At 61.1% G+C, this 21,462-nt stretch carries 20 protein-coding genes; 17 read left to right on the forward strand and 3 right to left on the reverse strand.

All coding sequences use genetic code 11. The features are described 5' to 3' along the window. Nucleotides 1-192 precede the first annotated feature (192 nt). Complete coding sequence (locus GA0061098_RS32995) at nt 193-1,086, forward strand: alpha/beta fold hydrolase (RefSeq protein ID WP_091965600.1); 894 nt, start codon at nt 193-195, stop codon at nt 1,084-1,086. 170 nt (nt 1,087-1,256) lie between these two features. Here the strand turns inward: GA0061098_RS32995 and GA0061098_RS33000 are convergent, their stop codons facing one another. Then, nucleotides 1,257-2,189 (reverse strand): LysR family transcriptional regulator, encoded by a 933-nt coding sequence (locus tag GA0061098_RS33000; RefSeq protein ID WP_430649283.1) that lies wholly within the window; start codon nt 2,187-2,189, stop codon nt 1,257-1,259. A gap of 132 nt (nt 2,190-2,321) precedes the next feature. Here GA0061098_RS33000 and GA0061098_RS33005 point away from each other — a divergent pair, with 132 nt between their 5' ends. The 3 genes from GA0061098_RS33005 to GA0061098_RS33015 all read left to right on the forward strand — a co-directional run bounded on the left by GA0061098_RS33005 (nt 2,322) and on the right by GA0061098_RS33015 (nt 4,655). Continuing rightward, entirely contained in the window at nt 2,322-2,651 is a 330-nt protein-coding gene (locus tag GA0061098_RS33005) for a nuclear transport factor 2 family protein (protein ID WP_091965601.1), read from the forward strand. Next, nucleotides 2,648-3,436: an SDR family oxidoreductase gene (locus GA0061098_RS33010; protein WP_091965602.1), complete on the forward strand. Its 789-nt coding sequence runs from the start codon at nt 2,648-2,650 to the stop codon at nt 3,434-3,436. The genes GA0061098_RS33005 and GA0061098_RS33010 overlap by 4 nt, the downstream gene beginning before the upstream one ends. Before the next feature lie 187 nt (nt 3,437-3,623). Further along, on the forward strand, nt 3,624-4,655 hold the full coding sequence (locus GA0061098_RS33015) for an IS110 family RNA-guided transposase (RefSeq protein ID WP_091965603.1): 1,032 nt from the start codon (nt 3,624-3,626) through the stop codon (nt 4,653-4,655). 658 nt (nt 4,656-5,313) lie between these two features. Here the strand turns inward: GA0061098_RS33015 and GA0061098_RS33020 are convergent. Further along, nucleotides 5,314-5,859, reverse strand: coding sequence for a C13 family peptidase (locus GA0061098_RS33020; RefSeq protein WP_245323751.1), 546 nt, complete (start codon nt 5,857-5,859; stop codon nt 5,314-5,316). A 755-nt stretch (nt 5,860-6,614) separates the two neighbouring features. Here GA0061098_RS33020 and GA0061098_RS33030 point away from each other — a divergent pair. Both GA0061098_RS33030 and GA0061098_RS33035 read left to right on the forward strand, forming a co-directional pair. Continuing rightward, entirely contained in the window at nt 6,615-7,796 is a 1,182-nt protein-coding gene (locus GA0061098_RS33030; RefSeq protein WP_091965604.1) for a radical SAM protein, read from the forward strand. 64 nt (nt 7,797-7,860) lie between these two features. Beyond that, complete coding sequence (locus GA0061098_RS33035; protein WP_245323754.1) at nt 7,861-8,517, forward strand: phosphoribosylanthranilate isomerase; 657 nt, start codon at nt 7,861-7,863, stop codon at nt 8,515-8,517. 206 nt (nt 8,518-8,723) lie between these two features. Here GA0061098_RS33035 and GA0061098_RS33040 read toward each other — a convergent pair whose 3' ends face one another. Continuing rightward, nucleotides 8,724-9,182: a metallophosphoesterase family protein gene (locus GA0061098_RS33040; protein WP_245323755.1), complete on the reverse strand. Its 459-nt coding sequence runs from the start codon at nt 9,180-9,182 to the stop codon at nt 8,724-8,726. Nucleotides 9,183-9,395: 213 nt separating this feature from the next. On the opposite strand from GA0061098_RS33040, the gene GA0061098_RS47055 reads away from it, so the two are divergent. The 11 genes from GA0061098_RS47055 (at nt 9,396) to GA0061098_RS33095 (ending at nt 19,435) form a co-directional block, all read left to right on the forward strand. After that, on the forward strand, nt 9,396-9,518 hold the full coding sequence (locus GA0061098_RS47055; RefSeq protein WP_283808019.1) for a hypothetical protein: 123 nt from the start codon (nt 9,396-9,398) through the stop codon (nt 9,516-9,518). Between the two features lie 454 nt (nt 9,519-9,972). Next, nucleotides 9,973-10,971 carry a cytochrome c oxidase subunit II gene (coxB, locus tag GA0061098_RS33050; protein WP_245323759.1) on the forward strand — a complete coding sequence of 333 codons (999 nt, stop codon included), beginning with the start codon at nt 9,973-9,975 and terminating at the stop codon, nt 10,969-10,971. A gap of 63 nt (nt 10,972-11,034) precedes the next feature. Beyond that, a complete protein-coding gene (gene ctaD / locus GA0061098_RS33055; RefSeq protein ID WP_430649284.1) occupies nt 11,035-12,879 on the forward strand; it encodes a cytochrome c oxidase subunit I in 1,845 nt (614 codons plus the stop codon). After that, nucleotides 12,876-13,475 carry a cytochrome c oxidase subunit 3 gene (locus tag GA0061098_RS33060; RefSeq protein ID WP_091965609.1) on the forward strand — a complete coding sequence of 200 codons (600 nt, stop codon included), beginning with the start codon at nt 12,876-12,878 and terminating at the stop codon, nt 13,473-13,475. The genes ctaD and GA0061098_RS33060 overlap by 4 nt, the downstream gene beginning before the upstream one ends. After that, nucleotides 13,472-13,825 (forward strand): hypothetical protein, encoded by a 354-nt coding sequence (locus tag GA0061098_RS33065; RefSeq protein ID WP_091965610.1) that lies wholly within the window; start codon nt 13,472-13,474, stop codon nt 13,823-13,825. The genes GA0061098_RS33060 and GA0061098_RS33065 overlap by 4 nt, the downstream gene beginning before the upstream one ends. Beyond that, nucleotides 13,813-14,736, forward strand: coding sequence for a cytochrome c oxidase assembly protein (locus GA0061098_RS33070; protein ID WP_091965611.1), 924 nt, complete (start codon nt 13,813-13,815; stop codon nt 14,734-14,736). The genes GA0061098_RS33065 and GA0061098_RS33070 overlap by 13 nt, the downstream gene beginning before the upstream one ends. A gap of 83 nt (nt 14,737-14,819) precedes the next feature. After that, nucleotides 14,820-15,608: a GlcG/HbpS family heme-binding protein gene (locus GA0061098_RS33075; protein ID WP_091965612.1), complete on the forward strand. Its 789-nt coding sequence runs from the start codon at nt 14,820-14,822 to the stop codon at nt 15,606-15,608. A 107-nt stretch (nt 15,609-15,715) separates the two neighbouring features. Next, nucleotides 15,716-17,563 (forward strand): methanol/ethanol family PQQ-dependent dehydrogenase, encoded by a 1,848-nt coding sequence (locus tag GA0061098_RS33080; protein ID WP_091965613.1) that lies wholly within the window; start codon nt 15,716-15,718, stop codon nt 17,561-17,563. Further along, complete coding sequence (locus GA0061098_RS33085) at nt 17,547-18,404, forward strand: substrate-binding domain-containing protein (protein ID WP_091965614.1); 858 nt, start codon at nt 17,547-17,549, stop codon at nt 18,402-18,404. Before GA0061098_RS33080 ends, GA0061098_RS33085 begins: the two co-directional genes overlap by 17 nt. After that, nucleotides 18,404-19,039, forward strand: a complete 636-nt coding sequence (locus tag GA0061098_RS33090; RefSeq protein WP_091965615.1) for a c-type cytochrome — start codon at nt 18,404-18,406, stop codon at nt 19,037-19,039. The genes GA0061098_RS33085 and GA0061098_RS33090 overlap by 1 nt, the downstream gene beginning before the upstream one ends. Before the next feature lie 18 nt (nt 19,040-19,057). Further along, on the forward strand, nt 19,058-19,435 hold the full coding sequence (locus GA0061098_RS33095) for a c-type cytochrome (RefSeq protein WP_091965616.1): 378 nt from the start codon (nt 19,058-19,060) through the stop codon (nt 19,433-19,435). Nucleotides 19,436-21,462: the final 2,027 nt, after the last annotated feature.

The following is a 21,462-nucleotide window of genomic DNA, read 5'->3' on the forward strand; positions in this document are numbered from 1 at the left end:
GCGGCATGACCGCTTCTGGCCCTTGGCTGACCTCAGCCCTGAGCGCGGCGATGTCCGCTTCCCAGAGATGACCTGACCAAGGTCGTGCTGACTGCCGAGGGCAGCCTTTGACCCATAGGAGACAATTTGGCCGGGAGCGTATAGAGTACCGAAAAGGCACAGTTCTCTGCGATTGAACTCGTGAGGTCGCAAATGTCCTTAAAAGCCTTCTTTGCTCTCGTTTCAGTTGTCTCGTTTTTTGGCAGTTTGGCCACGGCTAACGAAGTCAAGCGGGTCTCCGTCAACGGGTATGAAATCGCCTACGTTGAAGCAGGACAGGGCGAGCCCGTCATACTTGTCCACGGCGGTTTGCAAGACTACCGAATGTGGAGCGAGCAGCTTGCAAAGTTCGCAGCCCGATATCGCGCAATTGCTTACAGTCGTCGGAACAATTACCCGAATGAACGAAGCCCGGACGGCATGCCGGATGGCGCGGCGAATGTGCATGGCGAGGACTTAGCCGCCCTCGTGAGTGCTTTGGGATATTCAAAGGCAAGGATCGTGGCGCATTCATCGGGCGCGCATGCGGTCCTTTTCTTCGCGGCTACACACCCGGATATGGTCATCAGTCTTGCACTTAACGAGCCGCCCGCAGTCGGCCTTCTCAACGGCACGCCAGACGGCGCAGACATTTTGCGGGAGTTCGGTGGACGCTTGGCTGCCGTCAGGGAAGCTCTCAAGGCGGGCGACGTGCAGCGGGGTATCCCTCTCTTCGTAGATGGCGTAGGCGGCCCAGGCAACTACGAACGCCGTTCTGACGCAGACAAGAAAATGAATCTGGACAATGTTGCATCTTATCAAGCCGATGCGACCACGAAGCGGCCGCGCGCGGCTTTTTCCTGCGATATGGCGAAGATGATCACAGCACCCACGCTGTTGTCCAATGGCGAACGCAGCCCACGCTTCTTCCATCGGATTGTCGATCAGCTCGAAGTGTGCCTGCCCAACCGTGAGAGAGTGCAGATACCGGCAAGCTCCCATACCGTCTCGTCAGAGAATCCCACCGCCTATGACCAAGCGGTGCTGTCTTTCATGGAGAAGCATTAACAGCATCGCTGATTGCTGAGAAACATCGGCTTCTTGGCCTGTCCGCGAAGTTGCGCCCCGTCTGATGATGGAGGTCCGCTCATCGCGGCAGAGCGGACCAGATATGCTCAACTTGGGTTCTTCGCAGTCTGACCCATAACGGACGTTGAATTTACAGCGCTCGATGTCCGTTACTGGCGCTTTCGGCCCTGTGGGCGGTGGCGGGTAATGCTGGCCCCACTTTGGCGCCGCGCGAAATCGACGAACGCCTTGAACCCGGCGGTCGGGTTGCGTCGGCTCGGATAGTAAAGGCTCAACGGCGGCAGAATCGGCGTCCAATCCTCGAGCACGGGCACAAGGCGACCTGCTTCGATGTCGTCTCGCACGTCGGACTCCATCGCCAGGGTGAGACCGACGGAAGCGAGGGCCGCGGTGCGCGCGAGGCTCGCTTCGTCGAGGGTGATGGGACCCTCAACGTCAATATGGACTGATTGTCGGTCCTTCTCGAACGGCCAGCGGTAGATTGCACCATCGGGAAGCCGGACGCGTAGACAGGAATGCTCGGCGAGATCCTGAGGGATCAGGGGCGTCCCGTGCGCTCTCAAATAGCTCGGTGTTCCGACCACAACATTGCGCCGCGCGGCCCCCAATGGGAGTGCGATCATGTCGGCCGGTACAAGGTCTGAGCTACGGACGCCGAGGTCGAAGCCGCCCGCGACAATGTCCACCAGGCGACCTTCTGTGACGATGTCGATGTGGACCTCAGGATAGACGCGCAGGAACGGTAGGACGAGCGAAGTGAAGATCTCCCGCGCCGCTGTCGGAAAGGCGTTGATGCGCAACGTGCCTGATGGGGTGGCCTGTTGAGAGCGTGCAACCTCCATCGCCTCACGAATGTCCTGCACGGCCGGAGCAACTTGCGCGACGAACCGCTGACCTGCCTCCGTCAACGAGACACTCCGCGTCGTCCGGTTGAAGAGCCGTACGCCGAGCGTGCGCTCGAGCTTTCCGACCGCGTTGCTGAGCGCGGTCGTTGAAACCCCGAGCTCGAGCGCAGCCGTGCGAAACTTCCCCCTGCGCGCGACCATGAGAACTGCGTCTAATTCCGTCAGGCTACTTTGCACGATTATCCCGGCTTTCGTGATGAGACATCCCGAACTGTCCTGATTATCGCACGATCTGTCTACCGCTATCTCGGCCTGCAACCACACTTTGCAGCCGACGCGGCTGCGACCGCAGCAAGCAGGACAAGAACAATGACGCTCGAACTTCCATCTCCGATTGCCGCGTATGTGGCCGCGAACGCCCGTCTCGATGTGGACGAAATGCTGAGTCCCTTCACGCGCGACGCGGTCCTTTTTGCTGATGGACGCCGTCACGAGGGCTACGCGGGCATGCGCGCCTTGTTCGAAGAAGCGGTGATCCCGGTCAAGGCGATCTTCACGCCGGATACCGTTCGCCACGAGGACGGTCAGGTCGTGGTCGAAGGCCCAGCCCATGGAGACTTCAAGGGCAGCCCGATCCGCTTCACCTACCGCTTTACACTCGCAAATGACGCCATCAAAGCCCTGGAGATCACGGCATGAACATCGCAGCTGATCCGACAGAGTTTGCAGGCAAGCGCGTTCTCATCACCGGCGGCACCAAAGGTCTCGGCCGCGCCACCGTCGACCGCTTTCTGGCCGGCGGCGCTCGGGTGATCACGGCCGCCCGCGGAGACCTAGAGCTCATCGATGGCGTCGAATCTGTTAAGGAGGATCTGACGACGGCTGAGGGCGGGGCAAGCCTGGCCAAAGCGGCGGTCGAGCGTCTGGGCGGCGTCGACATCCTGGCCCATGTGCTGGGGGGCTCGGCCACGCCGGGCGGCGGCTTCGTCGCGCTGACGGACGATCATTGGCTGTCCGAGCTCAACTTGAACCTCCTGGCCACAGTCCGTCTCGACCGGCTCCTGATTCCGCAGATGATCGAGCGGGGCAGCGGCGCGGTGGTGCATGTCACCTCGATCCAGTCGGTCCTGCCGCTTCCCGACGCGACCACCGCCTACGCGAGCGCCAAGGCTGCGCTCCGGACTTACAGCAAGTCCATCTCCAAGGAGCTGGGTCCCAAGGGCGTGAGGGTCAACGTCGTCTCGCCCGGCTGGATCATGACTGAGGGGACCGATGTATTTCTCAAGCGCATCCAAGCCGCCAACGGTGGCACTATCGAGGACGCGCGCCAACTGGTACTGGCCGGACTTGGTGGCATTTCCATAGGTCGCGGCGCCGAACCCTTCGAGGTCGCCGACCTCATCGCCTACTTGGCCTCGGATCGCGCTGCCTCGATCCACGGTGCTGAGTTTGTTATCGACGGCGGCACCGTCCCGACCGTCTGATCAAAGGGACTCGTTCACGCTTGGCCGAATTGGCCTAAGCGTGGACAGACGTCATGGCCTGATTGTCCCAACGTCTGCTCTCCGGCCTTAAGGTCCGCTATTGATGCTGTGGACGGCTCCTCCACGGGCACGAGAGTGCCAAGGATGGGGCGCCGTTTGAGGCTCCCACGATTCGGAGGAGCAGCCTATGCAATCAATTTCGACGATTGGTCTGGATATCGCGAAGTCGGTCTTTCAAGTGCATGGCGTCGATGCAGCCGGTCAGGTGGTGATCCGCCGCCAGCTCAAGCGCCGTTTCATGCTGTCGTTCTTTGAGAAGTTGCCGCCGTGCCTGGTGGGGATCGAGGCTTGCGCGTCATCCCACTACTGGTCCCGCGAACTGCAGGCGTTGGGGCATACCGTGCGGTTGATGCCTCCGGCCTATGTGAAGCCCTACGTCAAGCGGCAGAAGAACGACACCTCGGACGCGGAGGCGATTTGCGAGGCGGTCACGAGACCCAACATGCGGTTCGTGCCGACCAAGACGGTCGAGCAACAGAGCTGTCTGATGCTTCATCGCGCGCGCCATCTCTTCATCCGCCAGCAGACTGCCGTCATCAATTCAATCCGCGCCTATCTTGCCGAGTTCGGGATTGTCGCCCCGGTCGGTCGCCGAGGTGTCGAGCAACTGCTGGAAGTCGTCGCCGATACAGCTGACCACCGGCTCCCGGAGGCGGCCCGCGCATGTCTTGCTGCTCTCGGCAGTCAATTGCGGACGCTGAAGGCCCAAATCCTGGAGTTCGACCGACGCATCATCGCCTGGCATCGATCAAGCGCGACGAGCAAACGGCTGGACGCGATCCCCGGCGTCGGGCCGGCGCTGGCAACAGCGCTGGTCGCGAGCGTTGCCGATGCCAAGGCCTTCCGATCGGGTCGGGACTTCTCGGCGTGGATTGGGCTCGTGCCAAAGCAGAACTCGAGCGGAGGCAAGGACAAGCTTGGCAGTATCAGCAAGCAGGGCGATCGCTATTTGCGCAGCCTGTTCACGGCAGGCGCACTCGCCGTGATCCGCTATGCAAAGATCCCTGGCACGGGGCACCGGCCCTGGCTCACCGCATTGCTGGCGCGGCGACCTACCAAGGTCGCCGCCATCGCGCTCGCCAACAAACTTGCCAGGATGGCATGGGCGATGATGGCCAGGAACGAACGCTACAAGGAACCCGCCGCTCTCACGGCGTAAACGAGATCACGCCGGACATGCCGGTGTGACGTAACGGTTGGAAGGGCGAACAGCACTTAATGCAGCGCCGGTCGATCCGGCGATCAGGACAACCCACATGGGCCATGGCATCTTCGAATGCGTGCTTTTGATCGGGACCTGATCCGCGGAGGGCATTATGGCCAGCGGTCACGTGAACCGCGCAAACAGGCCGAACACATGGCCGCTCCGACCAACGCCGCAAAGTGAAGATTCTCCTTGCCAACCAGGAGCCGTCCACACTCGCGCAGCCCGCGGATTTTCTGCTTTTGGCTCACTGGCGACATTCCGGCCCCAAAGAAGAGTCAGTTTATAACTCGTCCGTTCAATCAGGTCGTGCGGCGCGGCTTGAAATATCCAGCTGCAATGGTGATTCGCGTATTGAAAGTTATGGAAGAAGCCGGCCAATGACCGAGTTCTGGGCGGAAGCAAGTTCCGCATCATCTGCTCCTGTAGGCTAGCAATTGCCTAGCGCGCCCGCTGTGCGGGCCGGGCTCTATAAGCTGGGCTCACCGAATCTTCGTCTCGGACCAGGCGCTCGCGGCCGGTCGTTCAAGGGCGTGCAACAAGCAATGGCTGCACGTTTGCACCGCCGGCCATCAGAGGATTCGACGGCTCGAAGTGCTCCCGCAGTTCTCGTTTACGGACGAGCAAGCGCGCATCGAGAAACGCATCCTTCAGGCTTACGGCTCGCCGGAGCGCGACGTTGAAAAAAGGCATCCCCGAAATAGGTCCACTTCGCCTTATCCTGACAGCCGAACGACGGATGATCGGCATCGGCCGCGGTGATGACCAGCACATCGGGGTTCGCGAGACGTGGGATGAAGACCCCGGAATAGCAAGCCGAGATGACCACCACCTTGTATCGCACACCAGTCCTCGCGAGTATGCCAGCGAGACGAGAGGGGGTCAGCGTTTGCGTGAGCCGCCCCGCCTTGATTGCCAGGCCCTCGGGAGAGCCATGGGATGTGAGAATCAGAAAGAGAATGTCTTTCTCGGCATCCAGGCGGTTGGCTGCATCCTGCAAAGACCTAGCCAAGGCTTCGATCGTTGCTGTTCCGCCCTTCTTCGAATTGTACTGTACGTTGATCGCGCCGGCCTCGAAACGGCCCGCTACGACCTGAGCTGCGCCAGTCGCCTCCGCTCTAAACACGCCTTGATCGCCGAAAAGGCCAAAGGACACCACGCCAACCTTTCGAGCAACCTCAACAGCGCATACCGACGAAACCAACGGCCCGACGGTCTACATTAAAGCGATGAGCGGCGCGCAGAGCCGCCTGATCCAAGACTGAGAGGTCATGCAAAACCTCGTTTCGAGATCGCCGCTAAAGAAATGCGGCTCGATACAAAATAGCGGAGGTACAGTGAATTACCATCAGTCCGAGCGTATCTCTCCAGCCACGCTCACGCCTCGCCGATCTGACGCGTCAATTTGAACGATTGATTTGCATCAACGTTGCTTTTGCCGTTGCGCGTGAGCATGTCCGGAAGTTGCCCTAGGCGGGCATATCGCCCGGCCGACCACGTTGCCACTTCAATATAAAAGGTATACTTTGCCACCGCTCAGCCGGTCCAACGCACCGGCCTTTCGCTCGATCCCTGCACCGCCGCGAAAATGAGGAGCATAACCATGCCGATTACGACGCTGAAGGTTTTGGCCAGCCTCATACAATTGCATGGGCCAGGTGCAACAATCCAAAGCGACCATCAGGGTATCGACGCATTGCTGAACGATCTGCGCGGACAGAGTGCGGAGCAAGGCGTTGTCTCCGACGAACCTGTGGCGACCCAAGCCGCGTTCAGACGAGGGGGTTTTGCTAAAGGGGCTAATGCAGGCGCCTTTCGCAGGGCAGCGTACGCCCCGGGCGCGGGCGCGTTCCGCCGCGGGGGATTCGTTCGAGGGTATTAGATAGGTTTCTTCCAGCCCGCCTCGGTATCGGCATGTCGGCTGACGGTTCAGATTTTGCTGCCTTCCAGGATCTGCCGATTGCGCAGTTGCTGGTCAAGGTTGCGACGAGATGTAACATCGATTGCTCCTATTGCTACTGGTTCCGCGACACGTCCGTTTATAGCAAGCCGAAGCTGATGAGTTCTGACGTGCAGCATCAATTGCTGCAGCGCATCGAGGAGCACGTCGTCAGGTACTCCCTCGTCGATTTTCCCATCATTCTGCACGGCGGCGAACCGCTGCTGTGGGGCGTCGAGAATTTCCATCGCTTTGCCGAGGCCTGTGAGGCTATTTCATCGCGGACGGGCTGCGAATTACCCATCGCGGTCACGACCAACGGCGTGTTGATTGATGAGGGATGGCTGGCCTGCTTCGAGGCCCGCAACATTTCGGTTGCGATCAGTCTGGATGGGCCAGCACACATTCATGACATTCATCGCAGAACGTTTCAGGGAACGGGTACCCACGCCGCTGTGGAACGTGCCGCTCGAATGCTGGTATCGCGCAAGATTGGCGTAATTGCCTTGGCAGTCTGCAATCCCGCCCACGCGCCGCAGCATTATGTTGATTTTTTCGCTGCGTGTGGAATCTCCAACTACGACATCATGATCCCCGACGCGACGGTCGATGAGAAACCGCCATCCATTGCCGCGTTCTACAAGGGTCTGTTCGACTTGTGGCTGGAGGCCAATCGTACAACGTCGACGACCAATATTCGCATCATTTCCGACATGATCACTGCCTTGCTTAGCAACAATTCGCCGACCGAGGGCGTGGGCCACAAACCTGTCGAACTTTGCACCGTCATGACCGATGGCACCGTGGAGGCGCACGATGTGCTGCGGATTGCAGGTGACGGCTTCACGAGCACCACGTTCAACATCTTCGATCATGCGATCGACGAGGTCAGGAACGAGCCTCGCTGGAAAGCCGCGCGCGATGCCTCAATCAATCTTTGCGCGAAGTGTCGGCAATGCAAGTTCATGGACGCCTGCGGGGGAGGCTATCTTCCGCATCGTTTCTCCAAAAAGAGCGGTTACGATAATCCTTCGGTCTATTGCGACGATCTCTACGCTATGTTTGAGAACATGCAATCCGTACTGGAGAGCCATCTCTACGTCAGCAAGCCAGACGGGGGGCGCGTCAATGTGCGCGACCCCTTGGCAGGCGCCTAGTCGACTGCACGAACCGCGAGAGGTTCCGCCCACGGCGAGTGGTCCAGGGAGCTGGTGTAGAACAATGCTGACGCAAATCTACGAAGTCGCGACGCCCGCCGAAGCCGAAGCAATATCCTCAATTGGTGTGGATCATGTCGGCGTGCTTGTCGGCGATGGTTCCTTCCCTCGCGAGCTTCCGGTTCACAAAGCAGCTGCTGTTATGAAAGCAATCCGGGCGCCGTCTGTACTTTCAGCGCTGTTCCTCTCGGCCGATGTCGATCTCATCGAACGGATGGCCAGGGAGCTTAATCCCCAGATCGTGCATCTCGGCGCTTCCAACGAATTGCTTACGCCTGATCATGTCGTGGCGCTACGAAAGACTCTGCCAACACTCAAATTCATGCGCAGCGTACCTGTGACGGGACCCGTGGCGGTACGCGTGGCGCGCACTTATGATGGAATTGTTGAGTGGATCCTACTTGATAGTCACCGAATAGGCGATATCCAAATCGGTGCGCAGGGCGTGACGCATGACTGGAGCATCAGTCGAACGATTGTCGAGACCGTTCACACCCCGGTAATACTCGCTGGTGGCCTCGGACCGGACAATGTCGAAGAGGCCATCCGATCGGTCCAACCTGCCGGCGTTGACTCGAAAACGAAGACCGACCGCGAGGGCACTCACTCAAAAGACTGGGCGAAGGTCGAAGCTTTCTATCGCGCCGCGAAGAACTATTAGATCTTCTTTTTTTGCTCTTCTGAGACGTCCGGGTTCGACAGCATGTCCGGTTTGCGCCCTGGAAGAAGTCGGTCAAAGGTCGACGTTTGAATTGATCCGCTTAGCGGACTTATCAGAATCCGGAGCGGACGTCAGCCAGCAATGGGGCCAACAGCCGACATCGCGCACCAACCACGGCTGGCCGCCGGACCGAGATTTCAATCATATCAATCGAGCGTGTGGACGATCGGCCGAAGCTCGCCCCCCTCGCCGATCTCGACGGTCGCAAGCGTGACCGGCAGCCTGAAGCGCCTCGGCCCGGCGCTGCCCGGATTGAGATAAAGGACGTTGTCGACCACCCTCACGCCCGCCCGATGCGAGTGACCACAGATCACTGCATTGATCCCGCTGGGCGCGGGCTTCGCGACCAGCTCCTTCAGATCATGCAAGACATAAAAGTCATGTCCGCCTAGACGAACGGTCGTTGTCTCGGGGTAGTCGTATGCCCAGGCGCCGACGTCGACATTGCCACGGACGGCCGTCACCGGCGCGATCCGGCGTAACTCATCGAGGATTCGCTCGGCACCGATATCGCCGGCATGAATGATATGCGACACGCCGGCGAGGTAGGACGCCACCTCCGGCCTGAGCAGGCCATGCGTGTCCGAAATCACTCCAATCTTCAACGAAGCCCTCCTCTGGGCGGACGGCGGATCCCGAGCAGGATTAGGAACCACCGCCACGCGCTTGCATTCACGCTTATCTAGCCGGAGTTCACAATTGGGCAATAGCGTTGTGGTGGCAACCGCGCTCCCAGGAGCTTGGCCGGCCGGCCCGGAACGCAAAGCTTTGCAACGTCGCGGCGACGACCGGCAGGGCCATCAAGGCGAGGACGACGAATGCTTGAAAACCTGCGTGCGATCATGCAGCCCGGCGCGATCACCGCCGTCCTCCTCGTGCTGGCACTGATGGCAGCAGCCGACGCGGCCATCTTCATCGCGGCCAGAGGATGGCCGTTCTAGTCGGGCTGAAGTTGGGCACATCATCTTCCAGGGTTGGGCACCGATCCTGCGAACCGCCATCGGCACTACGATCACCTATGTCGCCTCGTCATCATGCTCCCCATCGCAGGCCCCAAGACTCTGGCGAATGGGACGCCTTCGACCTGATGGTCGCCGTCGCGCTCGGCTCCACTTTCGCGAACAGGGTCCTATCCGGCAACATCCGTGTTGCACAGTCACTGGTCGGATTTGTTATTTTGATCGGCCTGCAATTCATCATCGCCTTTGCCGTCGCCCACTGGAGCCAGTTGCGGATCATTGTCCATCCGCAACCTGAGCCTCCGCGCTCGCCGATATTCCGGAGCTGGGCGGCTCCAACTCCGCCAACCGCTCCGACGACGAATAGGAACCTTCAAAGGTTTGCCCGGTTCGCTCCCAAAACAGGGGAGCACGGCAAACATTGATGCCTGTCCGGATGCGAACGGCTCTGGTGCCATTTGCGACGTTGCCGCTGGCCGCTTGCGCCGGCCGGCAGTCGGCGCTCGACCCGCAGGGACTTCAATCCAACCACATTCTCCAGACTTTGTTCATCTTCCTGATTGTCGCAGCCGTCGTCTGGACCGCAGTCGTCGTCGTGCTGTGCGTCGGCCTGCTGCGCCGAAAGCGCTCGGCCGACCAGCCCCTCGCGCTGCACCAGGGCTTTGAACGGACCAGCGGTCACGTCGTCTTCGGGTTGGGGCTCGCCACCCTCATCATCGTGCTCGGTCTCTCGATCGTCAGCTACGCTGGCCAGCGCACCGTGTTCGCCAAGGATGAGCATGCGCTCACCCTCAAGATCATCGGGCATCAATGGTGGTGGGAAGTTCGTTACGAGGACGATAGCCCCCATCAGAGCTTCGTTACCGCGAACGAAATCCGCATTCCGACCGGCCAGCCGGTGAAAGTCGAGCTTGAATCCGCCGACGTGATCCACAGCTTCTGGGTGCCGAGCCTGACCGGAAAGATGGATCTGATCACAGGGCAGAAGAACGAGCTTCAATTCACCGCGAAAAACGCCGGCGTCTATCGCGGCCAGTGTGCTGAGTTCTGCGGCCTTCAGCACGCCCATATGGCCTTCGCCGTCTTCGCTTTATCGCCCGATGAGTACGGGCGCTGGCGGGATCATGAAAACCAGAGCGCCACCAGCCCGACCGACCCGCTCGGCAAGCAGGGCGAGCAGCTGTTTCGCGCAAGAGGCTGCGCGCTCTGCCATACGATCCGCGGCACGCTCGCCGGCGGCCAGCTCGGCCCAGATCTCACGCATATCGGCAGCCGGACGACGGTCGCAGCCGGAACGCTGCCGATGTCCTCGGCAACCCTCGGCGCCTGGATTGCCGATCCCCAGCACATCAAGCCCGGAAATAACATGCCGAGGATGCCGCTGCAGTCGGGCGAGCTTATCGCGCTCATTCATTATCTGGAGCAGCTCAAGTGAGCATGGTGGCCGAGCAACGCGAGTTGCGTGATGACGCGCTGAGGCCTTCAGCTTTCGACGCGCATGGAGGGCATCTGGCGCACGCCATCCGGCTTTTTCGGCGCGCTGATGTCGGTAGATCATAAGGTCGTGGGACGCCGCTACATCGTCACGGCATTCGCATTTCTGCTGCTCGGCGGAATTCTCGCGGTGCTCATGCGCGTCCAACTTGCCAAACCCGAGAGCACGTTTCTCTCGGCGGACAAGTACAACCAGATCTTCACCATGCACGGCTCGACGATGATGTTCCTGTTCGCCGTGCCTGTGATGGAGGCCTTCGCCGTCTACCTCGTGCCGCTGATGGTTGGAACCCGGAACATCGCTTTCCCACGTCTGAACGCCTTCAGCTACTGGATGTTCTTGTTCGGAGGCTGCTTCCTCTGGATGTCCTTCGCCCTTAACGTGGGGCCGGATGTCGGCTGGTTCGCCTATGTCCCGCTGTCCTCGTTGCAGTACACACCGACCAAACGGCCCGACGTCTGGGCGCAAATGATCACCTTCACTGAAGTGGCTGCGCTTGCGGTCTCCGTCGAGATCGTCGTGACCGTCTTCAAGCAGCGCGCGCCCGGCATGACGCTCGACCGTATTCCCCTCTTCGTCTGGGCGATGCTGGTCACCAGCTTCCTGGTGATGTTCGCCATGCCATCCATCATGGTCGCATCGACCTCGCTGATCCTCGACCGCCTCGTCAACACGCGCTTTTACGATTCCTCGTCGGGCGGGCATCCCCTGCTCTGGCAGCATCTGTTCTGGTTTTTCGGCCATCCCGAGGTCTACATCATCTTCATCCCCGGCACTGGCATGGTCTCGGCGATCCTCGCAACGTTTGCCCGACGTCCCGTAGTCGGCTACCCTGTCGTCATCCTCTCGCTGATCGCAACGGGCTTCCTGTCGTTCGGCCTGTGGGTCCACCACATGTTTGTCACGGGCTTGCCGCAGCTCGGCGCCGGCCTGTTCACGGCCTCCAGCATGCTGATCGCGGTGCCCAGCGGCCTGCAGATCTTCTGCTGGCTGGCCACGCTCTGGGATGGTCGCCCGGTCTACCGCACGCCGCTTCTGTTCGTGATCGGATTCATCGTGATCTTCGTCATGGGTGGATTGTCGGGCGTGATGGTCGCCTCGGTACCGATCGACACCCAGGTGCATGACACCTATTTCGTCGTCGCCCACTTCCATTATGTCCTAATCGGCGGCGCCGTCTTCCCGCTGATCGGCGCCGTTTATTATTGGTTTCCTAAGATCTCCGGCCGGATGCTCAGCGAGAGGCTGGGACGCTGGAATTTCTGGCTCGCCTTTGTCGGCTTCAACGTCGCATTCTTCCCGATGCACATCCTCGGACTGATCGGGATGCCGCGGCGCGTCTACACTTACACCGCGGATATGGACTGGGCGCATTTGAACCTACTCTCCAGCGGCGGCGCCCTCATATTCGCGCTCAGCTTCGCGCTGCTGCTCGTCAACGTGATCCAGAGTCTTCGCAGCGGCACGCTGGCGGGAGACAATCCCTGGGATGCTTCGACTCTGGAATGGGCGACATCCTCACCCCCGCCGCCGCAGAATTTTGACCGCATTCCTGTCGTCAAGCATCGCGATCCCCTGTGGTTCGACACTGAGAGCATGCCGGTGGTCGGAGGTCTGAGTGTGGAACGCCGTGAGGTGCTGCTGACGTCGCTCGCCGAAGCAGAGCCGCAGGTCCGCGAGGCGTCTCCCGAACCGAGCATCTGGCCTCTGTTGACAGCCATCGCGACGACCGTCTTCTTCATCGGCTCGATCTTTACGCCGTGGGCCGTGCTGTGGGGCACCCCACCAATGGCGGTCGCCTTGATCGGCTGGTTCTGGCCCGCCGGCCACAAGGAGGACGAGGAGTGAGGCAGACCATCGTCCGCAATGTCGGCGACTTGCCGACGTATGGTTACGGTCCCCGAAGCGGTCCGTGGTGGGGCGCCATGGGCTTCATGGCGCTGGAGGGCATGGGGTTCGCCCTCGCCATCGGCGCCTACCTTTATCTCTACGCCGTCAACCCCAACTGGCCGATTGGCGCTACCCCGCCCGATCTCTGGCCGGGCACGGCCGAGGTCATCGTCTATCTCCTCAGCGTCATCCCCAACGAGATGACCAACCGCGCGGCGCACCGGCAGGATCTTGCCAGGGTACGCACAGGCTTGATCGTGATGTCGCTGATCGGTATCGCCCTGCTGGTGTTGCGCGGGTTCGAATTCGCCCATCTCAACACGCGCTGGGACAATTCCGCCTACGGATCGATCGTCTGGCTGATCCTCGGGCTGCACACGACACATCTCGTCACCGATCTCGGCGACACCGTGGTGCTGACGGTGTTGATGTTCACGCGGCACGCGAAGCCACGCAGGTTCAGCGACGTCACCGACAACGTGTTTTACTGGAACTTCGTCGTGCTGGCCTGGCTGCCGCTCTACGCGCTGCTCGACTGGGTACCACGCCTATGACCGATACGGAACGACATACGAAACTGCTTTATTGGACCGGCGTCGCGCTCGGCCCCCTGGCTTGGGGTATCAACCTGCAGGGGATCTACACGCTCGCGCATTTCTCGTGCGAGTCGACCAGGTTCAGCGGTGCGATCATGAGCGCGGTGCTCGCCGGCATCGCCCTGGCCGGCACCGCGATATCCGCCCGTGCCGTCCGTCGTGGCGCCGGTGCGGAATGGAGCGATGCGCATGGCGGTGGCCCCCGGACGTTCATGGCCTGGCTCGGCGTCGGCTCCGGCGTTCTGTTCGCGCTGGTCATCGCGGACCAGCTCGCGGCCTCGCTGTTGATCAGCCCATGCCTGCGCTGAGCCTCTTGGCAATCCTGCTCGGCCTGCTGGCAACGCCTGCGTCAGCGCACGGCATCTCCGAGGTCGACACAGGCTCGCTCTGGAGCTCCGATCCCTGGCTCCTGGCGCCGCTCTACGTCGTTGGTATTTCCTTCTACATCGGCACACAACGGCTCTGGCGCCATGCCGGCGGCGGCCGCGGCGTCAGCTTCCGTCAGGTCGGCGCCTTCTGGACCGGCTGGCTGATCGTCGCGCTCGCCCTCACCTCGCCGCTGCATTGGCTCGGCGAGCGCCTGTTCACCGCGCATATGATCGAGCACGAATTGCTGATGGTGGTCGGCGCGCCGCTGATGGCCTACGCGCGGATCAACGGGCCGGTTATGTGGAGCTTGCCCGCCTCGCTGCGTCCGGCTGCAGGTCGCTTCCTGAATTGGCCAATGGTAGCCAAGCCCTGGGCTGCCGTCAGCCATCCTGTCAGCGCGACGGCCCTGCATGGTTTGGCGCTCTGGGCTTGGCATGCGCCGCCGCTCTATGCATGGGCGCTGGAAAGTACTGCTATCCACCGCCTTCAGCACATCAGCTTCTTTGCCACCGCGCTGTTGTTCTGGTGGGTGCTTTTCCATGGCCGCGGCGTCGGACGCAGCCTGCGGCTGCGGGACGGCATCGCGATCGCTTGCCTGTTCGTCACTGTCCTTCATTCCGGTTTGCTCGGAGCGCTGTTGACGCTGTCGACGCGCACATGGATTCCGGGCCAAGGCGCGCTTGCCGGCGAGTTCGACTTGTCTCCCCTGGAGGATCAGCAGCTCGCGGGCATTTTGATGTGGGTGCCCATGGGGATGCTCTACACCGGCGCTGCGCTGTTCTTCGCCTATCGGTGGCTCATCACGATTCCTGCGCGCTCCTCCGTGCCGGTGGCCCGGCACGCCGGCTGAATCATGGACTCAGGGCGAACATAGGAACCGCAGCTGTGATGCAACGTTCGCCAGTTGACTCTCGACCATCGCGTGGAGGCCATATGGGCAAACCAACCGTCCGAGCGACCGTTATCATCGCGGCCGCCCTTGCGACGCTGCAAGGCGCAAGCGCGCAAGATCAGCCGCGCACAGGAATCACGTGTCCGGTCGACCATGATCAGCTCGCGGACATCTTGAAGAAGAGCGTCAAGCCCGGCGGCGGTCCCAGCAATGGCGGCCTCGACAACAACGAGTGGGCTGCTGTCGTGAACCGGCAAGGCGTGGTTTGTGCCGTAGCCTACAGCGGCAGCAAGGTCGACGAGCAATGGCTCGGCAGCCGCGCCATCGCCGCCGAAAAGGCCAACACGGCGAACGCCTTCAGCCTGAAGGACAAGGCGATGGCGACCGCCAATCTCTACGCGGGCGCCCAGCCCGGCGGCTTCCTGTTCGGTGCGGCTCTCGGTAACCCGCCATCTCCTGAGGTCATTTACGCGGGCACACCGGACGAATTCGGCACCGCTCATGATCCGATGGTTGGCAAGCCGGTCGGCGGCACGATCGTGTTCGGAGGCGGGCTGGCGCTTTACGACGGAAACGGCATCGCCGGCGCGCTCGGCGTCAGTGGCGACAGCTCCTGTGCGGATCACAATGTGGCCTGGCGCGTGCGCCACTTCCTCGGCCTCGATCACGTTCCGGCCGGCGTCAGCCCGAACATGAAAGATGCGATCATCTACGACATCGGTCCGGACGGCAAAAGCCCGTCGGGTTTCGGTCATCCCAAGTGCAATGGCAAGGAGGATCAGATTGCCGTCGACCTCGGCGCGGGCGTATCGGGAAATGTCGTGAGATAGCTCCCTCTCGAGCACTCAGGAACCAAGCACGCCCGCAACGTTTGTACGTTCTGCAATCCGGCCTGCAACGCGGCACGGCCTCCTCAATGCCGTGGAGATCTTCACTTATGTTAATGTTCGGCCTCAGGCGGTTGCTGTGGGGAATACCGAGTACGCTCTGCGTGAGCCTTGCGTTGCTTTCACCAAGCCTTGCGCAGACTGATCTCGCCAGCCGCATGAAGGATCCTGGCCAATGGCCGATGGCTGCGCGCGACTACGCCAACACCCGTTATAGCGAGCTCGACCAGATCAACCCCAGCAACGCCTCAGGCCTGCGGCTCGCCTGGACGTTCTCCGTGGGGGTCGATCGCGGTCAGGAAGCGGCACCTCTCGTCGTCGACGGTACCATGTATGTGGTCAGCCCCTATGCGGGCCCGTACCCGAACCGCGTGTTCGCGCTGGATGCGACGACGGGCGAGCTGAAATGGTCGTATGCACCGAAGCCTGAACCCGCCGCGGCAGGCGTTGCCTGCTGCGACGTTGTCAATCGCGGGCTCGCTTTCGACAACGGTAAGATCTTCCTCAACACGCTGGACAACCACTCGGTCGCACTCGATGCCAAGACTGGCAAGGAGCTCTGGCACACAAAACTGGGTGAGATCAACAAGGGCGAGACCATCACGATGGCGCCCGTCGTCGTGAAGGGCAAGGTGCTCATCGGCAACAGCGGCGGTGAGCTGGGCGTGCGCGGCTGGGTCACCGCACTCGACGAGAACACCGGAGCCATAGCCTGGCGCGCCTATGCCACCGGCCCCGACAAGGACGTCTTGATCGGCGAGGACTTCAAGCCGTTCTACGACAACCTCAAAGGCAAGGATCTCGGCGTCAAGACCTGGCCTGCCGATCGATGGCAGGTCGGCGGCGGCACCATGTGGGGATGGATCTCCTATGACGCCGATCTCAACCTGATCTATTACGGCACCGCCAATCCCAGCCCGTGGAATGCGAACCAGCGTAGCGGCGACAATCTCTGGAGCACCACCATCTTCGCGCGGGATCCCGACAACGGGAACGCGAAATGGGCGTATCAGGTCAATCCGCACGATCTGTTCGACCATGATGAAATCAATGAAAATGTGCTGGTCGACCTCGAACTGAACGGCCAGCCGCGCAAGGTGCTGATCCACCCCGGGCGCAACGGCTACATGTACGTCATGGATCGGGCCACCGGCGAGGTGATCTCGGCGGACGCCTATGAGTTCGTGAATGCCTATAAGGGTGTCGACCTCAAGACCGGCAAGATCATCCCCAATGAGGAGAAGACCCCGCTGGTCGGCAAGACGGTCGAGGATATCTGCCCGACTGCGCCGGGCGCCAAGGATTGGCAGCCCTCAGCCTGGTCACCGCGCACCAAGCTTCTGTACGTTCCGCATCAGCATCTCTGCATGAACTTCAAGGCGTCGCAGGTCGGCTACATCGCCGGCACTCCCTATGTCGGTGCCGATGTCGATATGTATGCCGGCCCGGGCGGCCATCGCGGCGAGTTCATGGCTTGGGACCCGGTCGCGCGCAAAAAGGTCTGGGAGATCCACGAGCAGCTGCCGGTCTGGAGCGGCGCGCTGGTGACGGCGGGTGATGTCGCGTTCTACGGCACGATGGACCGCCTGTTCAAGGCGGTGGACGCAAAAACAGGCAAATTGCTTTGGCAGTTTCGGGCAGGCTCCGGGTTCATCGGCCAACCGATCTCCTACCGCGGCTCGGATGGGCAGCAGTACATCGCAATCCTTTCGGGCGTCGGCGGCTGGCCTGGCGCGGTCGCGAATGCAGAGGTCGATCAGCGGGTGCGCAACGGCGCGCTCGGCTTCGCCGGTGCCATGCAGGACTTGCCGTTCTACACCGCAGGCGGCAGCGAGCTTCTGGTGTTCAAGCTCGGCGGCACCAGCAATCAGGACGGCAGCCATGCGCCTCAGCAGTGATTGGGCCGCCCTCACTGTTGCTCTCGCTCTTGCCCTCGCCGGCTCGATCGGGATCGCCTCGCCGGCATCTGCCGCGCCGAATGGCGAGCTTCGTGTCTGCGCCGATCCGAACAATCTGCCATTTTCCAACAACACGGATGCGGGCTTCGAGAACAAGCTCGCCTCGATGGTGGCTGAGGCGTTGGGGCGGTCGCTATCCTACACCTGGTGGGCACAGCGTCGCGGTTTCGTCCGCAACACGCTGAAGGCCGACAAATGCGACGTCGTGATGGGCGTGCCTGCCGGCTATGAGCTTGTGGAGACCACAAAGCCCTATTATCGCTCGACCTATGTTTTCGTGAGCCGCCAGGACGAGCATCTCGATCTCTCGTCCCTGCTCGACCCCCGCCTGCATCGTCTGACGATCGGCGTCCATCTTGTCGGCGACGACGGCAACAACCCGCCGCCAGCGCAGGCGCTTGGCCAGCTCGGAATCGTCGACAATGTCCGGGGATACTCGATCTATGGCGATTATCGTCAGGCCGATCCGCCTGCGCGCCTGATCGAGGCGGTCGAACACGGCGAGATCGACATCGCCGCCGCCTGGGGTCCGCTGGGCGGCTATTTCGCCGCGCATTCCAAGGTGCCGCTGTCGGTCGCCCCGATCCGGGACGGCGAACGCTTCGCACCTCAACAATTCCAGTTCGCCATTTCGATGGGCGTTCGCAAGGGGGACCACGCACTGCGCGACCAGCTGAACGCGTTCATCGACGCACATCGATCTGACATCGCTGCACTGTTGCGGAGCTACGGCGTACCTCTGTTCGACGAGCGCGTGACGGCCTCGGGAGGACACGAGTGATGTCTGCTTTACCACTGCGCGCGAGCGCGTTATCGCTAATACTGGCGGTGGTGCCGAACACCGCAGTGCTCGCCCAGCAGACCCTGCCGCAATCCCAGGAGGCGCAAATGCCGACGCTGGCGCCGCGGCCGAACTTCGGCGGCAGCGTTGGCAACGGCAGGCCGAGTGTATTCATGCAGGTCCCCGTGACCACGTTGTTCCCGGGCGCACAGCCGGATCCGCCTGTGATCAAGAACCCGGTCCAGGGCGACCCCAATGCCGAGCAGCGCGGGATGACCTATTTCGTCAATTTCAATTGCGTCGGCTGCCATGCTCCGAATGGCGGCGGCGGCATGGGACCGGCGCTGAGCAACAACCTCTTCACATACGGCTCCCAGCCCGAGAACATCTATCTGTCGATCTATCAGGGGCGGCCCAATGGCATGCCGGCGTGGGGCGGCGTGCTGCCCGACAGCGTGATCTGGGACCTCGTGACCTATATCGGCAAGATCAGCAACGAGCCAAGCCGGCAATGGGGCCGCACCTTCTCGGCAAATCCCCTGTCGCCTGAGGTGGAACAGGTCCCGAGCGAGCAGGTCTCGACGACCGATCCATGGTCTGCCACCAAGACCTTCAACTTCGGCCAAAAGCCCTGATGGAGTGCGGAGCAGCCGATGGTCCGTCCAACGACACGATTGCTAATCGTCGCGCTGCTCGCCGTGACTGCCGCTGCCTGCGAGCCGGGCAAGGCCGCCGGCCCCGATAATTTCACCGGGGATGCGCGCCGTGGCAGCGACCTCGTCAAGCAATATCAATGCGGCACCTGTCATGACATTCCCGGCATTGCTGGTGCCGACGGCAATGTCGGCCCGCCTCTGCACCGGATCGGCACGCGCACCTACATCGCCGGCTATATCCAGAACTCGCCGGACAACATGGCTGACTGGATCGAAGATCCGCAGCGTGCGTTGCCCGGCAACGCCATGCCGAAAATGGGCATCTCGCAGAAGGACGCGCGCGATATCGCCGCATTTCTCTATACGCTTAAGTAAGCTCCATGAGTACCAGTGAAAATCTCGGGCGCAGCTTATTAGATGCTCCAAGCCTTCGACTTGTTTGTTGTCACCGTCGACCATGACGACGCAGCGAGAGTTAGAAAGTTACCCACCCCAAACGGCAGCGGTGCGTCGCCGGAGAGCTCTAATCGATCCACTGAGAGAAAAAGTGCAGGTCCGAGTGCTGCGCCGAGCACCGACGGCCACCGCCGCGGCGGGGCGTAGCTGTCTGAGCCCACGACGGAATCGGCAACAAGGCAGCAGTCCCCGCGGCGAATACGAACCAGCACACCAGGACTTCTCGAAGGCACGTGCTTAGCTAGTGCTGAAAATCGCACCGGCATCATTGCGACTCTTGCGAAGCGACTGTTCACCTTGGTCCTCCAGCTTATGCTCTTACCGTTCGCCGGCGCTTAAACTTCTCGAGAGTGTCGCGTGACTGTGCTCGGGTTCAATGCGGCGAGTTTCTTCCTAGACCTCGCTGCATCCAGCGGGCCGGTCGCTTCGTCGCGGTCGGCCTCTTTTTTGTTTCACGGGTCCCTCCGGCTTCCCGAGCAGCCGCGGGTAATTCGCACCGCTCGGTCTCGCTAGCCAGAGCACTCCAAAAGTTAGGTTGACACGGTTGACAAGGTTGACACCCGGTTGACACCGAACCTGCGCGACGCTTCCGACACTTCGGTGTCCTGAGCTAGTCCTTCCTACGCGCGCGGGCGCGCGCTTAGGGAGTTATGTGCAAAGAAGTGTCGAAACTGTCGGGAAGCCTCAGTTTTCTCGGGTTTTTTCAGGCCCGAGACTTCCTGAACCCTCGCGACGCTGATGACCTAAGCCGTCCCTAATAATCGCCGACCCTCGCCAAGACGGCCTCTCGATGGCCCGCCGAAACCGTGAGCGCGTTGGCGCTGGCGGTGCACCTCGATTGCAGCCGGACCTATAAGCTAAATAAAGGGGGCCACATGACCAAGCACTGGATCAAGTTGAAGAACCGGCAGCATCCGGCGATGAAGCGGGAGCTATGACCAGCAGAGCTTGCTCGCGCTCAATTCCCTGTGCACTAACAGCGGACCTCAGCGGCCGATGTGCACCGGAGGCGATCACGTCGGCTCTACTCCCGGCTCCAGACCTGCCCCTGCACTGCGCCGACAGACGCGATGGGCGAACAGGGGACTCCAAACGCCCCTCTTGAGGCCCCCAGCCCGAAATCGCTTCCCAGGTCTACGATAGCGTTCTTAGCCATCACGCACGCTCGATCCGAACCATCCGGAAGGCGAAGTTGGCCCGCCCGCCGTAATCTTACGGAGCGTTGGCGCTGTTCACTTTCTGCACTGTCCTTCTGATCGATGCTAGGAAGCAGGACCCCTTTTATCCGTCTTAGTCGGCCGTGTCGCCTTCCGACCGGCCGAACGGAAAGAGTCTGTCGGCTCGGCTGGCCCAAATTCCCAATTTGTTGGCACCTGATAACAGGACTTGCTTGGCATTGTCCGCTAGAGCGCGAGGCACCATGCAAGTAAGACAAAAAACGGCAGCGATACTAAACGCACTCATCATCATGACGGGAAGCGACTGGTTGTTCTTGGCTTCAACTGTTTGGTTTGTCAGTTTGTTAGTCGCGATGGTCTGCGTGTTGTTCGGGATGTAGTCCTAAACGCATGAGCCTACAGTCAGATGCGCACAACACGACATCGATTTGGTCGTCAATAGCTGCCGTAGCGAGTGCCGACGTTGCCGTTGTATGGGTGTGAGCGTCGAAGATTGATCTAGATCAATGGCAACGCTGACCTCCAGCTTACCGCATCGTGCTAGTGCTGTGAAACTTGACAGCCGCGCGCAAACCAACTGCGCCATCCTCTGGCCGATCCAAATAATGTGGTTTCAGGCCATTGCCCGTTTGAAAGATGAGAGGGCTCGATGCGCAAGAAGCTTACGGGCCACCTTTCCTCGATTCCAACTGCTACCGGAGGAATAGCCCGGCTCGCCTGCGCTCGGCTACGGAAGGCGGGCAAAGACTTAAAGCCAGTTCTGGCGGA

This window comes from Bradyrhizobium shewense (assembly GCF_900094605.1).
GTDB classification, from domain to species: domain Bacteria; phylum Pseudomonadota; class Alphaproteobacteria; order Rhizobiales; family Xanthobacteraceae; genus Bradyrhizobium; species Bradyrhizobium shewense.